Source organism: Flavobacterium sp. (genome assembly GCF_027533505.1).
Classification (GTDB): Bacteria; Bacteroidota; Bacteroidia; order Flavobacteriales; family Flavobacteriaceae; genus Flavobacterium.
Genome location: NZ_JAPZUB010000067.1, coordinates 1 through 14,645 on the forward strand (window position 1 = coordinate 1; position 14,645 = coordinate 14,645).

The window sequence follows — 14,645 nt, forward strand, 5'->3', positions numbered from 1 at the left end:
ATTTGATTAAACTTTCATCAAAAGTTTACTATTTTAAAATGAGTTTAAAATTGCCTTTAAGCTGCAATTTTCTTTCTTAAGTTGTGTGCTAAAGCCATTAATCCGAACTCTAATTCTGTTTTTTCGATTCCTTTTAAAGAAAATCGTCTAAAGTTATGGTTGTGTTTGAGTTGAGCGAATACAGGTTCTACATCGGCGGTGCGTTGTTTTCTTTTCTGCAATCCTGTCTGGCTTGTTAGGAGTTCCCTTATTTTTTGTTTGTGTCTTTCGAGATTGTGGTTTCTCTCTATACTCCGATTTTCTTTTCCCTTAAAACACAGACCTCGCAAAGGGCAGCCTTCGCAGTTTTGGGCTTGGTAATGCGATAGGTGTTGTGTATATCCAGCTTCGGTAGTTTTTTTACTCTCGTGAGTTTTGTGCATTTTTTGTCCCATCGGGCACACATAATAATCATCTTCTTGGTTGTAATGAAGATTTTCTTTACTAAAGGGTTTGTGTTTCTTTTGATAATTTTTGTCTTGTTCTTTATCAAAAGTATTGTACTTCACATAGGCTGTTAACTCTTGTTGTTCTAAATAATCATAGTTTTCTTCACTTCCATAGCCTGCATCGGCAGTAATGTCTTGTAGTTCTTGAAAAACTTCCTCTCCGTAAGTTTCTTTTAGATTTTCTAAATGTGGTTGTAAAGTTTTAGTATCTGTTGGGTTTTGATGTAAAGTATAATTAACTATGATTTGATTTTCAGTTGATATTTGTGCGTTATAGCCAGGTTTTAACTGTCCGTTTTTCATATGATCTTCTTTCATTCGCATAAAAGTAGCATCTGGATCGGTTTTACTATAGGAATTTCTATCGCCCAAAATAGCTTCTTGTTCTTCATACTTTTGAAGATTTTTTTCAAAGTTTTGTTTGATGTAACGAAGTTTTGCTTTGGATTTTGATGAAGCTTTTTCATTACCTGACAGTTTTGCGTCTATTTGCTCAACAGTTTTTTGAATAACTTCTTTGCTGATTTCTTTGAACTCAGGCGGTTCTGGATTTGGGTCATCATCATTGGAGATGCTTTGAGCATAATTCCATAAATCTTCTAATTGTGTAAGCATTTTGGTTTTATTTGTTTTGATGCTATTACCCCAAACAAAGGTATATCTACCTGCTTGTGCTTCTATCTTTGTGCCATCTGTATAAATTTGTTTTAAAGAAATAAATCCTTCTGATGCTAACATTAAAACCACTTGCTTGAAAATTTCTTTAAAACTGTCTTTAAGTTTCTTGCTTCTGAATCGATTAATAGTATTATGGTCAACTATGTTCATGCCAGTCAACCACATAAAATTGATATTCTCCCTTACAGCTAATTCTATCTTTCGAGAAGAATAGATGTTAGTCATATAAGCATACAACATTACTTTTAGTAACATTTTTGGATGATAGGCTGGATTACCTTCTTTACTGTATGCTTTTAACAATGGCTGAATGTTTATTGACTCAACTACTTGGTCAACAACTCGAACTGGATGTTTCTCAAAAATAAAATCGTCAAACGAATAAGGTAAAAGTGTGGTTTGACGTTGATTGTAGTGTTTGAAATTCATGTCTAATCATCTGTAAATCAGATATAAATATACAAATTGCAACTCTTTTATGCAAGAAAAAACGTAAAAAAAAACCGTCTCAAGTTGTGAGACGGCTTCCTTTGTGCAGGTGATAGCCCCGAGGATTCGGGGGAACCTACACGCAAAAAAAAATCCAGACTGTTGTCTGGACTTTGTGCGGGTGATAGGACTCGAACCTACACGCCTTGCGGCACCAGATCCTAAGTCTGGCACGTCTACCAATTTCGCCACACCCGCAAAATGGTGAGTGCAAATATAGGCATTATTTTGAATTTGCAAACCCCAACCTTCAATTTCGAAAAAAAAGTGGCTCCGTTGAAAATTGCGATTTAGAAATGAAAAAGTTTGGCTTTTGAATTTGTATATTTGAAGGTAGTAATTAAAAATCAAACATGGATACGATTAAACAATACGTTCAAACCCATAAAGATCGTTTTATCAACGAACTCATTGAAATGCTCAAAATTCCCTCCGTCAGTGCCGATAGTGCTTACGCGCAAGATGTCATTGATATGGCAAATGCCGTCAAAGAGAGTTTGCTCCGCGCCGGCTGTGATGTTGTCGAACTGTGTGAAACACCCGGTTACCCTATCGTGTTTGGCGAAAAAATCATCGACCCTAATTTGCCTACCGTATTGGTGTATGGCCATTACGATGTGCAACCGCCCGATCCAATTGAATTGTGGGATTCTCCGCCTTTTGAACCCGTAATCAAAACCACCGAAATTCATCCCGAAGGTGCTATTTTCGCCCGTGGAGCCTGCGATGACAAAGGACAAATGTACATGCACGTCAAAGCGTTTGAATACATGATGCAAACCAATTCGTTGCCCTGTAACGTGAAATTCATGATTGAAGGTGAAGAAGAAGTCGGGTCCAAATCGCTTAGTTGGTTTGTGGAACGCAACCAAGATAAATTGGCCAACGACGTGATTTTAATCTCCGATACCGGTATGATTTCCAATCAACAACCCTCAATCACTACCGGTTTGCGCGGATTGAGCTACGTGGAAGTCGAAGTGACCGGCCCCAATCGCGACCTGCATTCGGGCTTGTATGGCGGCGCAGTAGCGAATCCCATCAATATTTTATCCCAAATGATTGCGTCGCTACACGACGAAAACAACCACATTACCATTCCGGGTTTTTACGATAAAGTCGAAGAATTATCCGCAGCCGAGCGTGCCGAAATGGCAAAACGTCCGTACAGCGAAGAGGCCTATAAAAAAGCACTCGACATTGCCGATGTCTTCGGTGAAGCGGGGTATTCGACCAACGAACGCAATTCCATTCGCCCTACCTTAGACGTAAACGGCATTTGGGGTGGCTATACCGGCGAAGGCGCCAAAACCGTGATAGCGAGTAAAGCCTATGCCAAAATCTCCATGCGTTTGGTGCCGCACCAAGACTGGGAAGAAATCACCGAGCTCTTTGCCCAACACTTCGAAAGCATCGCTCCCGCAGGAGTCAAAGTCAAAGTAACACCTCACCACGGGGGACAAGGCTATGTGACACCCATCGATAGCATTGGGTATCAAGCCGCCAACAAAGCGTATACCGAAACGTTTGGGGTGCCTGCCATTCCGGTGCGTTCGGGTGGAAGTATTCCGATTGTGGCGCTGTTTGAAAAAGAATTAAAATCCAAAACCATCCTAATGGGCTTTGGTTTGGACAGTGATGCCATCCACTCCCCCAACGAACATTACGGGATTTTCAACTACTTGAAAGGAATTGAAACGATTCCGTTGTTTTACAAGTATTTTGTGGAATTGAGTAAATAACACCAAAAGCTGTTTCGAAAGAGGCAGCTTTTTTAGTTGGGCGTGCCCCCGTGATGGTGCCCCGAGGTACAATCGAGTAGGCAGCACGGGGTCGGGCTGTCCGTGGTGCGCGGCACCTTACTTCCATCCCTCACGCGGAGAAACTGCACCGCAAAACGACTAGGAAACCCATAAAGCTTCCTTACCGTACGAAAACCGTTCAACCCAGCCCCGGTAGTAGTGGAAATCCGGCAGAACGGAGTGGAGCCGATTGCAACGGATAACGGGACCCAACTTTCATCGAAACGAAAAACACACGGCTGCCAAAAAATTGAACCATAAAAAAGCTGTATTTCAACGGCTTAACCAAATTATTATGCGCCAAAAATACCATCAGGGCATTTTTGGCGTTACTTTTGTATCATCATCATCAATCAAAAATCAATCATCATGTTAAAACGTTTCTTCTTACTTTGTTCGGGCGTGGACAAAGACCTGATTGCCGGCTGTAGTAACGGCGAGCAAAACAAGTATGCCGGCATTGGCGCCACTGTATTTTTTACGGCTTTTATGGCATTTTTGGCGGGGAGTTATGCACTCTTCACCGTTTTTGACAATTATTATGTTGCCACGGCTTTCGGACTTGTATGGGGGTTGCTGATTTTTAATTTGGACCGCTTCATCGTGTCGACATTAAAAAAACGCGACTCTTTTTTGGATGAATTTATACAAGCCTCACCGCGTATAGCGCTAGCTTTGATTATTGCCCTCGTGATTTCGAAACCCTTGGAAATCAAAATTTTTGAAAAGGAAATCAATACCGTTATTCTTAAAGAAAAAAACGCAATGGCCCTCGCCAACAAAACGCAAGTGGCCAATTTGTACAAGTCGGATTTGGATCAAAACCAAGCTGCCATGGACAGTGTCAAGCGCTCGATCACCACCAAAGAGAACGAAGTTGCTGCCTTGTACCAAGCCTACATTACCGAAGCGGAAGGTACCGCCGGTACAAAGAAGATGGGAAAGGGTCCGATTTACAAAGAAAAACGCGCCGCTTACGACCGCGCCGCTATGCAACTGGATTCGTTGAAAAAAGTTTCGGCCACAACCATCGCCGAGCGTGAGGCACGGGCCAAAACCTTACAAGCCGATGTAGATAAAAAAGTGAGCGAAACACAACCTATTATTGATGGGTTTGACGGACTCATGGCGCGCATCAATGCGTTGGGGAAATTGCCTTTTTTACCGTCGTTTTTTATCATGCTGTTGTTTTTGGCCATTGAAACGGCACCCGTGATTGCCAAACTGCTATCGCCCAAGGGAGCATATGATTTTAAGTTGGAAGACCAAGAAATGGCGTTGAAAACGGTGTTGGAGCAAAACCGCTACCAGAGTAGGTTGCAACAACAAACCGATGCCGCGATATATGATCGGGTGTATGCCGATCTTCGGGAAGACAAAGCGTTGTATGATTACAAACGGAAAGGGGCGCAAGAGCTGTTGCAACTGCAAGCGGACGGTTTTGTCGCCCAACAGAAAAAAGTCTTGAAATAAAAAAAGTCCCGGTTGGGACTTTTAGCTAACTAAATTGGGAAGCACTAACCGGGATTTATTTTATAACCCTAAAAAACATCTGCCGCCTACTGCAGAACCCGGTTAGCATCCAAATCTTAAAGGAGCACACTCTAAAACTCCTAGAAGAAATTCAACCCTTAATTATAGAACTTGGAGATAGTGTTGTAACTGAAGGAGTAAGGCTTCTTTACTTTGACTAAAATCCAAGGCAAACATGCGTTCATTTTTAACAAAATCAATTTTACTATCCAAAATATGACTTGCTGTGCCTACGACCACTGGGATTTCCAGGGTATTTAAGCGCACAAGATTAAGGAGGTCGCTAATATCATTGACAATAAAAAAGCAAATAGTATAGCTTTTAAATTGGGCTGCACTGAACTTTTTTTTTGACGTACAGGCAGCTATGGGATAGGTTTTTCCAAAATGTTTTTTTACAAAGGAGGAAAAACCTTTTGTCGTATCATACACAATAATGTGGTGTTTTGCACCCATTATACGGCTTTCAAATACGTTTCCTCGGGTTGCAACCGCGCTTTAATTTTTTTGACCAATAGTTTCGCATCATCACGTTCTTCATGATGTACTTTAATAGGTATGGGGTGATACTCTTAGGTAATCAACTGAATTTTGTATACATATCGCTTGTTAAAATGCATATTAATCATAAAAATTGCGGCAAAAAACAAAGCGATTCCCACTACAATCACCGGATTTGCGTGTACCAAGATGGAACACAACAAGGCCACTGCTGCGAGTAAAACAATCAACACGTTGGCGGTGTTGTCTCGGAATTTATGCAATTGTACTTTTCGCAATTGGGCATACGAAAAGGTACGAATAACACCTTGATCGCTGAGGCAAAAAAAGGATTCCGAGAGCACACCTAAGTTGTTGTTATATATGACTTTATCCACGGTAGTTTTGGGTTTGGAAATTCATTTCTCAAAACTACTAAGGAAGCTTTTGCCAAATTTATTTTTTCGATTTCAATGGACTATCTTACGGTGGAAATCGTTTACCTGTCGACGAAATGTCGTTTGAACCTTAAATAAGATTGATGCGTTCTATAAGATTAATACGATTATTCTTACTTACAGGGATGATTTCTTTTCCAATTAATACTGTTGAGTCCTTAATATCGATGATTTTCGCACAATTGATGATAAACGAACGATGGGTTTTTACAAAAACTTCAGGGGGAAGTTTCGCTTGGAGTTTTGATAAAGTAGTATGCACTACATAATTTTGAGTCTCTGTTTTGATGAGGACGTAATCCCCGTTGGCTTTGATATAATCGATGCTATTGAGATCGATTTTTATGAGGCGTTTATCAATATTTACATAGATTTCTTGGGCTATTTTTGGGGTTACCGACTTTTGGCTGGTGGGTACCGCTTTTTTTTGACGTACCCGTTCCATGGCTTTTTCAAATCGGCTTTGCGTGATGGGTTTGACCAAATAATCAACGATGCAATCAAAATTGAAAGCTTCGAGTGCCAGGTTTTTGTCGTTGGTGACCAAAATAACCAAGGGCGGATTTTTGATGGTTTGCAAAAAATCAAATCCCGAGAAGTTGGGCATGTGAATGTCCAAAAAAATCACATCCAAGCCTGGATTTGTGTTTAAGTACTTCATTACTTCAATGGCATTCGTAAACACACCGTCGATCATGAGATCGGGGGTTTTTAAGACCAAATGGCTTAATACTTCACGTGCTAGCAACTCATCATCTACTATAATACATTTCATCGTTCTTCAAGGGTATTAATAAAGTCACTTATTTGAGTCATAATATGTTCAAATTCTGGGGCGAGGCGACCCTCGTTTTTATGCAACTCCTCTTCATACTTATGGGCAATTTGATACGAATATTCCATCCCCAAAAACCCAATCTTATGTTTGAGTCGATGTACAAATGTAATTATTTTCTTATAATCTGATTCCGCTAGTGCATTTTTATAGTCGCTGTAATCCGATTTAAATTCGGTGATCATCACCGCAATTAATCGCTTTTCAAGCCATGAATCGCCATCGGATAAACGATGCACATAGTCTAAATTAGGTTGTTCTGTTGCCATTTTTTTGAAGGGTAAAATAGAAAACACTGCCTACGCCAAGCTCACTTTCGAGATAAATACGTTCTTGCATATCGTCGAGAATCTTTTTTACAATGGTGAGTCCGATTCCCGTAGAACGGTCGTTAGGGTTTAGGGATTCAAACATTTTGAAAATGCGTTTTACATCTTTTTCATGAATGCCTTTTCCATTATCACGAATGCTAAACGTATACTGATGGGGTTCGTCTTGGAAATCAATTTCAACCCACCCTTCGGCCTTATCGTTATACAAAATGGCGTTGGTCATTAAGTTGAGAAAAACTTGTTGCAAACGATAAGCATCGCCCTTGAGCGTTGGGAGTTGTCGCTTCACGCGAAGGGTAATATGCGGAGGAACCTCTATAATGGAGGTAACGGTTTGAAGCAATTGATTCAAATCGATACGTTCGGTTTTGTATTGGGTATGATCGATACGCGAGTAGGACAAAATTCCTTGAATAAGGCGTTCCATTTTCTCTACTTTTTCCTGAATCAATTCAAAATACTGGGCTGTAACGCTATTAAATGCTTGGTCGTTATCTTCTTTGATAAACGTGATTAGCGAGTGAATGCTACGCAAGGGCGACTTTAAATCGTGCGAGACAATTTGCGCATACTCGTTTAATCGGCGGTTTTGTTGTTCCAATTTGGCCAACAATTCCTCGCGAAGTCGTTCCAAGTTTCGGGTCTCCGTAATATCAAAATGAAGTCCGATAGACCCAATAACCGCACCTTTGATGTCGTAATTCGGCCCCCCGCTGACCAACCAAACGCGATCTTCGCCGTTACTATCGGTTACTTCCAACTCATACGAATCGGCAATCTTACTTTTACGTAATTCTGATTTTTCACTGAGTAAACGACGGGTTTCTTCGTTGAGAAAAACATCAACCCCTTTTTTACCAATTAAATCCTCAGGAGTGTAGCCACTCATGGCACAAAAACGTTGATTGGTTAGTAGAATATTGTCTTCGTTATCGACCTCCAACAACCCGATATTCATATTTTCAATAATACGGCGGTACTTTTCTTTTTCATAATTCAAATTTTCCTGAAAATTGCGTTCCAACGTGATGTCTTGATAGGCCCAAAGGTGCCCTTTATGCACTTCATCAATCACAATCGGAATATACGAACGCGCAAAAAAGCGTCCATCTGTTAACTCCAAGGGTTCATGAATCACCGTTTCTTTTCGCTCCAAAATTTTTTCAATCCGCAGCACAAATCCATCGGGGTCTTTAAAATGGAATTTGGATTCCTGGGCGGAATTAGAGCAATCGGCGCCAATCAAATGCTCAGGGTCGACTGGAATTCCAAACATGGAACAAAACTTTTGGTTGACCAATAAAATATGTCGGTTTTCATCTTCCAACAAAACGCCATCATGGAGGTTAAGAATCAAGGTGCGAAGGCGTTGTTCGGATTCGCGCAACCGATCTTCCATTTCCTTCTTGGGCGTAATATCTTCAATAATGGTGTAATATTCTATGAATTTTCCTAACTGATCAAATACGGGTTGCCCTTTGATGCGGGCCCAAAAAGCACCTCCGTCCCGATGCTTGTGTTGCACTTCACAATCAAACCATTCGGCCTTTCGAAAGGCGAACATCATTTGATGAAGTATATTTTTATCGGTTTGTTCCATCACCCCCAAATCAACCATCGTTTTGCCAAGCACCTCTTCTTCAGTATAGCCTGTCATTTGTAAATAGGAAGGATTTACCCAAAATATTTCGCCGTGTAAATCCGAGAGCACTACCCCATTTTCATTGGTACTTACTACCAAAGACAACTTTTTAATCTCTTCTTTATCGCGTTGTAACTCTTTTTTCTGACCCGAAATGGCATGTACCATGTACTTTAAATCGCTGTTACTGATTTCCAAACTTCGCAACATATTAAGCATATCAACACTCGAATCGTGGTAGGCAAAATCGGCGATGTCCAACTTCTTTTCGTGCAATTCTTCAATATTAGAAACCCACGGAGAACCCACAAACAGGTATTCGTCGTGATGCTTTAGAAATTGGCCACGCAAAAAAGTACGGGATTGGGTCACCACATGAATAACCAATAAGCAATCGGTCAATTTTTCAAAATCAATCGCTTTTCCTTGTGGAACGATAGGGTTTTTGAATTGAAAATAGGTTTCAAACAAGGTATTCTCTTGCAATTCAGGCAGCATTTTATGAAGGCTGGGACCGAAATGACGCAGCATACCCTTTTTATCCACCACCATGTAAAAAGGAAATAGCGTTGAAAAGGTGGCTTGATCAAATTGAAACATGGAAGTACTCATAGAAAAACGACACGAAAATGAAACGATGCTCCCTCGGTTTCCAATTGTTGTACCGAGAAAGCTTCATCAGGAACCGCAAACAAGGCCGCAAATCCGTGCAAAACGCCCTCTGAAAAACGAGGCTCTTTCAATCGGTAGGGCGTATGAAAAAAATCGATGGCCGCTTCAGAAACGTTGACCGAACGAAATTGAGTGAGGGTGAGCTTCTCATAAATCAACGATAACCGGTTGATAAAAAGGGGGAAATCCAAAAGAAATTGACGGTAGGCGGGAACTCCTTTTTCTAATTTTCCGAGATACAATTTGGGAACCGAATGCAAGGCCCACCAATATCCGATGTGGTAATACAAATCGGCCGTGGTCTTTCCGGAGTAATATACCAATGCTTTTAAAATGTTCTCCAGAAGGGGGTCGGGATAAAACTCGGAATTGATAAAAAAATCATCTTCCAACCCAGCCGAGGCACAGACTTGTTGCCAAACCTGTTGCCCTTCATTGTGGATCGCATAGGCTTTGATTGCGTTGATAAAAATACCGTACATACTGATTTTTAAACTAAATGACTATTGTTCCAATACGCTAGAATGGATTGAATTAGCACCACATAATCGTCGTAACGCAAGGGTTTCAAAAAATACCCCGCAATGCCTTCTCGGTAACAATCCATCAAATCGATTCGGTTATCGGAGGTCGTTAAAACGACACAAGGAATATGACACCACGCAGGATTTTTTTTGACACTCCGTAAAAATTCTATGCCATTAAAATTGGGCATATTCAAATCCAAAAGAATCAATTCGGGCAAGTGCTCCTTGGCTTGTTGCAGTTTTTCGAGTGCTATAGCCCCGTCATGCGCGATGGAGAGGGTGAAAGAAGTCCCTAATTTCTGAATAACGCGTTCAAATTTCATGATCTCAATTGCATCGTCTTCCAACAACAACAAGTGTGTTAAGGCTTTCATTTTGGTGGAAATTTTAGTCAAATATCTGTTTTAAAAACGAATCAGACTGGCATTCGAAAAAAAAGTCGTTTAAACGAAAGTAGCTGTAGACGAAAGGGATGAAAATAAAAAATGCACATCGATGAAGTGGATGTGCATTGCGACCAATGAATTTGGATTTTATAAATATTTTAAAATTTCAGCTTTCAACCGATCGTATTCGCCTTGAAGGATAAGTCCGTTGTCGAGGAGTTTCTTGTAGTTTTGAAGTTTTTCAAACAAGGCATCTTGGGAAAGTTCGGCAAGACTTTGCTCTGCCGCTGCCTCAGGAAATTGCTTTTCATCGCGATACCCGGATTGGGCTACGGGAATGATTTCGGCAAAATCGTGTACTTCTTCTACCTCGGGCTCTTCGACGGTTTGGGAGGTTGTCTCGGCCTTAGGTGTTTCAACCACAGGGGCTGCCGTTGGCGTAACCCCCAGATTTTTTAAGGCATCCAATTGTTCTTTAGCAAAGGTGTATAATTTTCGCGCTTGATTTTTGGGTAAATAATCTACGGTATGTGTTAAATCGGATTTTGTGGTAAACGTAAAATCGGAACCGAGAATCCCTTCTTTGACGAAAGTCCCCGCAATATCGTTCCAATCGTAATCGACAAACTCCATGGACAAACCTAGATTCTTGGGTTTGCATAAAATGATGCGCTTATTGGTGACCACAATGCTGTCGGGAAAAACGGTAATGGCGGGTTTCTTTTGAACGGCAATGTACCCCACTTCTTCATGAGACATTAACAAGTTTTCCAATTTAGCCGTGATTTTTTCAATGGCTTTTGGGTCTTGGTCTTCGTTGAGAATTTTTTTAAGATGATCTAACATGGTCTTTATTCGTTTTTAAACGGGTCGGTTGAGTACAAAAGTAATGCCTAAATTGAATTTTAAACCATCGACTGTATTTTTTCTTTCATAAAATTGAACTACCCAATAGCGCTGATTTGAAATTCGTGCTAAAACAAATCCAATACAATTACGCGCGGATTGACTACGTCTGTTCGGTTAAAGCCTCGGGTGCAATCCGTGCTAAAAATAACTGAAATGAACACTGCTAGTGCTTCTCAAAAGTATAAAAGAACATGAAATAAATGTAGTTTATGATTTTTTGCTTTGTGGGCACCGATTGCAAATCCGCGATCGGGTTTGGGAGACTTTGTCTAATATTATAACTTACTGGTTAAATAAAAACTGAATTAATGAAGTTAGAGAAATAATTAATGTTAGTATGGAAAATATCAAAAAAAATTTTCCCATTAAATTCATTTTAAATTTATAATACCAATATAAAACATTTACATAATCATGTTTCTTTAATTCATTTTTATTATTTCCAAACTTTCTTAATATTATCCAAATTAAAAATGAAATCAATGAAAATAATAAACTGTATAAAAATCTTTCGTAATAGAATAATTCATTATTCATAAAAAACTATCTTTTAGGTTCAAATACTGGTGAAACAGTTTTATCTAATACTAAATTTGTGTAAGAATCATCATAACGAAATCTGTTACATTATTACCCGCTGGATTATAAATTGCGTTACCCGACAGCGCGGATTCACTACGTCTGTTCGGCTAAAGCCTCGGGTGCAATCCGTGCTAAAAATAACTGAAATGAACACCGCTAGTACTTCTCAAAAGTATAAAAGAACATGAAATAAATGTAGTTTTTGCTTTTTGGGCACGGATTGCAAATCCGCGCGATCAGGTTTTATTTAGTCTATCGTACAACAATTAGAGATATTTATCAATTTTGTTTTACTTGCTTTTAAATGCAACATTCCATTCTTTTTTCGAATTATTTCCCCTTCACAAGTAAACTTAAAGCAATTCCAAGGACATTTTGTTTTTTCTAAAAAAGCGTTTGTATTATCATCTATAAATTCTACTTCTATTTCTTTGTTTAAGAAAAATTCACGTTCATTATTCTCAGAAGATATTACCTTATCAATTCTAAATAAATCAACACAATCTCCACAAGCATAAGCCATAAAAGTCATTTCTAGTTTGACTGTATCTTCATTTTCTTTAACAATTTCACTTTTATTTTCAGATTTGCAACCAAAAAATAAAAAAATGACAGCTAAGACTACTATTTTACCAATGTTGATTACTATAATCATAACTTTCACCCTGTTTTTCTTTTTGTTTTGAAAATCTATTAATAATTCTTGAAGGAATACTACCTTCTCTTTTTGTTGTGAATAAACCCGATAGCGCGGATTTGACAGTTCACCTCTGCTTTCCTTTTGAATAAAATTACTGATTTTGATTACTTTTCAAAGTAAAGGCGTATTCACTACGTCTGTTCGGCTAAAGCCTCGGTTGTAATCCGTGTTAAAAAACTGAAATGAACCCGCTAGTGCTTCTCAAAAGTATAAAAGAACATGAAACAAATGTAGTTTATGATTTTTTACTTTGTGGGCACGGATTGCAAATCCGCCTATAGGTTTAATGTATATTCCATTTAATTTCTTTTACAGAATTATCGGTTTATAAATCCTTAAGCGCCTCCCGTTCCTTCTTGGGCAACTTTGACACCACCAATTCATAGGAATGGTGAATGAAATGTATGATTTTCTTATCGGGTAGTTCACGATTGACATAGACCGTATTCCAATGCTTTTTATTGGAATGATAGCCGGGTTGCACGCTTTCAAATTCGGCACGCAACTCCTCGGCATAGTCCGGGTCGCACTTTACGTTGACCGCAGGATTCCCTTTCTCCCACTCTTGTAAAGAGGCTAAACAAAACATTTTCCCCATCACTTTAAACACCAACGTATCTTCATCAAACGGAAAATGCTCCGTCACTCCTTTTTTGGAAAGGCAATAGTCGTAAAGTTGCTGTATATCCATAATGTGTTTTTAAAATGGTCCTCTAATCACTGTATACTGTTTAATGTTTACTGTACACTGTACACTGTTCACTGTTCACTGTTCACTGTTCACTGCACACTACACACTGCACAAAGCATACAAAACCGGTTTACTGGGTGATGCATCATTTTCAAACGAGGCGATTTGTAAATTCAGTATATATTTTCCATCGGGAACCGAATCGGGTACATAAACCAATTCGGTAATCGTGCAATCCAAACGGGCATCGGCATTCAGTTGGTGAACATCTTTTACATTCCAAAACGCTTTGTGCGCCACCAAAGCACCACCGTCTTCTTCTCGATCCACACTGGGCAAATCAATCAACAAATGCTTGACCCCCATTTCACGTAAAAAATGAGCTGCTGCTTCAGCCAAATAGGGCGAATTGGTGTGGGAATAATTTTGGTGTTTTTTGGAGACCAAATTGGGTAAAGTTCGAATCACTAAAGCTTCAGGGGCATTTCCTGCTAAGGCTTTTTCCAGTTGATTTTGAGTAATGATGCTGTCACCTGTGTGTTCTTCTGGAGTTATCGAAATCAATTCGGCACGGAAAAAAAAGGTTTTCAAACTTTGATTCACGCTATAAAAGTCGCGCGTAATATGCCCTAAACATTCAGTATGCGTTCCATGTCCGTGCGGATTGAAATGGATGTTGTTGAAGTTGGTCGAACTCCCCGCTGCCACTTTTCCTACCCAATCCCCAAAACGTACGGGTTCGATCACGGGTTGTTCCAAATACCACGCAATCGGATTCGCCTCAGAATTGGTCAACGGAATCGAAATATCAATGGGTTTTGAAGTATCAAAAGAATAGGTATCGAAATGAAGGATCATAAGCTGAGTTTTAACCGCAAAGTACGCTAAGGTAGCGCAAAGTAAACAAAGTTTATAACTTATTGACTACTCTTTTAATTCCGTTCTTTATCAAGGGAACATTAAAATTAATCAATAAACCCAACTTGCATTGAGTAAGTTTAAGGTAAGTTAAAATTTGTGCAAAGTGAACATCATCAAAGGCTGCAACTGATTTTACTTCAATTATCACTTTTTCTTCTACTAAAATATCCAAACGATAACCAACTTCTAACTTAATTTCATCATATATTAGGGGTAATCCTTTTTGCTTTTCTACCTTCAAACCCCGCTTAGACAACTCATGGTGAAGACAAACTTCATAGGTGTTTTCCAATAGTCCAGGACCTAAATTCTTATGTACTTTGAAGGCACAATCAACAATGATTTTAGATAATTCATTTTCATTTTTCATATTCTATATGGCATAAAAAACTTGGCGCACTTCGCGATAACTTGGCGCGCTTGGCGGTTAAAAAATTACAAATTCAATAAAAACAAATCACTCGCAATCCCATCACTTAGATTGATTAAGTTTGAGGTAGGTTAAAATTTGTGTATAATT

At 39.4% G+C, this 14,645-nt stretch carries 15 protein-coding genes and 1 tRNA gene; 2 read left to right on the forward strand and 14 right to left on the reverse strand.

Annotated elements, in window-relative coordinates:
• Positions 1–56: 56 nt before the first annotated feature.
• Positions 57–1,595, reverse strand: a complete 1,539-nt coding sequence (locus O9316_RS12490; RefSeq protein ID WP_288041347.1) for an IS1182 family transposase — start codon at positions 1,593–1,595, stop codon at positions 57–59.
• Between the two features lie 176 nt (positions 1,596–1,771).
• Positions 1,772–1,853: transfer RNA gene (locus O9316_RS12495), tRNA-Leu, on the reverse strand.
• A 155-nt stretch (positions 1,854–2,008) separates the two neighbouring features.
• On the opposite strand from O9316_RS12495, the gene O9316_RS12500 reads away from it, so the two are divergent.
• On the forward strand, positions 2,009–3,397 hold the full coding sequence (locus O9316_RS12500; protein WP_298204671.1) for a dipeptidase: 1,389 nt from the start codon (positions 2,009–2,011) through the stop codon (positions 3,395–3,397).
• 429 nt (positions 3,398–3,826) lie between these two features.
• On the forward strand, positions 3,827–4,930 hold the full coding sequence (locus tag O9316_RS12505; RefSeq protein WP_298204670.1) for a DUF4407 domain-containing protein: 1,104 nt from the start codon (positions 3,827–3,829) through the stop codon (positions 4,928–4,930).
• 162 nt (positions 4,931–5,092) lie between these two features.
• Here the strand turns inward: O9316_RS12505 and O9316_RS12510 are convergent, their stop codons facing one another.
• The 12 genes from O9316_RS12510 to O9316_RS12565 form a co-directional block, all read right to left on the reverse strand.
• The gene (locus O9316_RS12510) at positions 5,093–5,446 is read right to left on the reverse strand and encodes a hypothetical protein (RefSeq protein WP_298204669.1); all 354 of its coding nucleotides are present in this window, start codon (positions 5,444–5,446) and stop codon (positions 5,093–5,095) included.
• 116 nt (positions 5,447–5,562) lie between these two features.
• The gene (locus O9316_RS12515; protein WP_298204668.1) at positions 5,563–5,868 is read right to left on the reverse strand and encodes a hypothetical protein; all 306 of its coding nucleotides are present in this window, start codon (positions 5,866–5,868) and stop codon (positions 5,563–5,565) included.
• A gap of 130 nt (positions 5,869–5,998) precedes the next feature.
• On the reverse strand, positions 5,999–6,703 hold the full coding sequence (locus tag O9316_RS12520; RefSeq protein ID WP_298204667.1) for a LytTR family DNA-binding domain-containing protein: 705 nt from the start codon (positions 6,701–6,703) through the stop codon (positions 5,999–6,001).
• On the reverse strand, positions 6,700–7,032 hold the full coding sequence (locus O9316_RS12525) for an Hpt domain-containing protein (RefSeq protein ID WP_298204666.1): 333 nt from the start codon (positions 7,030–7,032) through the stop codon (positions 6,700–6,702). Before O9316_RS12525 ends, O9316_RS12520 begins: the two co-directional genes overlap by 4 nt.
• Positions 7,013–9,349, reverse strand: a complete 2,337-nt coding sequence (locus O9316_RS12530) for a PAS domain S-box protein (protein ID WP_298347280.1) — start codon at positions 9,347–9,349, stop codon at positions 7,013–7,015. The genes O9316_RS12525 and O9316_RS12530 overlap by 20 nt, the downstream gene beginning before the upstream one ends.
• Positions 9,346–9,891 carry a heme NO-binding domain-containing protein gene (locus O9316_RS12535; RefSeq protein ID WP_298204664.1) on the reverse strand — a complete coding sequence of 182 codons (546 nt, stop codon included), beginning with the start codon at positions 9,889–9,891 and terminating at the stop codon, positions 9,346–9,348. The genes O9316_RS12530 and O9316_RS12535 overlap by 4 nt, the downstream gene beginning before the upstream one ends.
• 8 nt (positions 9,892–9,899) lie before the next feature.
• The gene (locus O9316_RS12540) at positions 9,900–10,310 is read right to left on the reverse strand and encodes a response regulator (RefSeq protein WP_298204663.1); all 411 of its coding nucleotides are present in this window, start codon (positions 10,308–10,310) and stop codon (positions 9,900–9,902) included.
• A 159-nt stretch (positions 10,311–10,469) separates the two neighbouring features.
• Positions 10,470–11,168 carry a PH domain-containing protein gene (locus tag O9316_RS12545; RefSeq protein ID WP_298204662.1) on the reverse strand — a complete coding sequence of 233 codons (699 nt, stop codon included), beginning with the start codon at positions 11,166–11,168 and terminating at the stop codon, positions 10,470–10,472.
• A gap of 892 nt (positions 11,169–12,060) precedes the next feature.
• The gene (locus O9316_RS12550) at positions 12,061–12,468 is read right to left on the reverse strand and encodes a hypothetical protein (protein ID WP_298204661.1); all 408 of its coding nucleotides are present in this window, start codon (positions 12,466–12,468) and stop codon (positions 12,061–12,063) included.
• Between the two features lie 370 nt (positions 12,469–12,838).
• A complete protein-coding gene (locus O9316_RS12555; RefSeq protein WP_298204660.1) occupies positions 12,839–13,204 on the reverse strand; it encodes an MmcQ/YjbR family DNA-binding protein in 366 nt (121 codons plus the stop codon).
• A 99-nt stretch (positions 13,205–13,303) separates the two neighbouring features.
• Positions 13,304–14,062, reverse strand: a complete 759-nt coding sequence (locus tag O9316_RS12560) for a cyclase family protein (RefSeq protein ID WP_298204659.1) — start codon at positions 14,060–14,062, stop codon at positions 13,304–13,306.
• A 52-nt stretch (positions 14,063–14,114) separates the two neighbouring features.
• Entirely contained in the window at positions 14,115–14,495 is a 381-nt protein-coding gene (locus tag O9316_RS12565) for a GxxExxY protein (protein ID WP_298204658.1), read from the reverse strand.
• Positions 14,496–14,645: the final 150 nt, after the last annotated feature.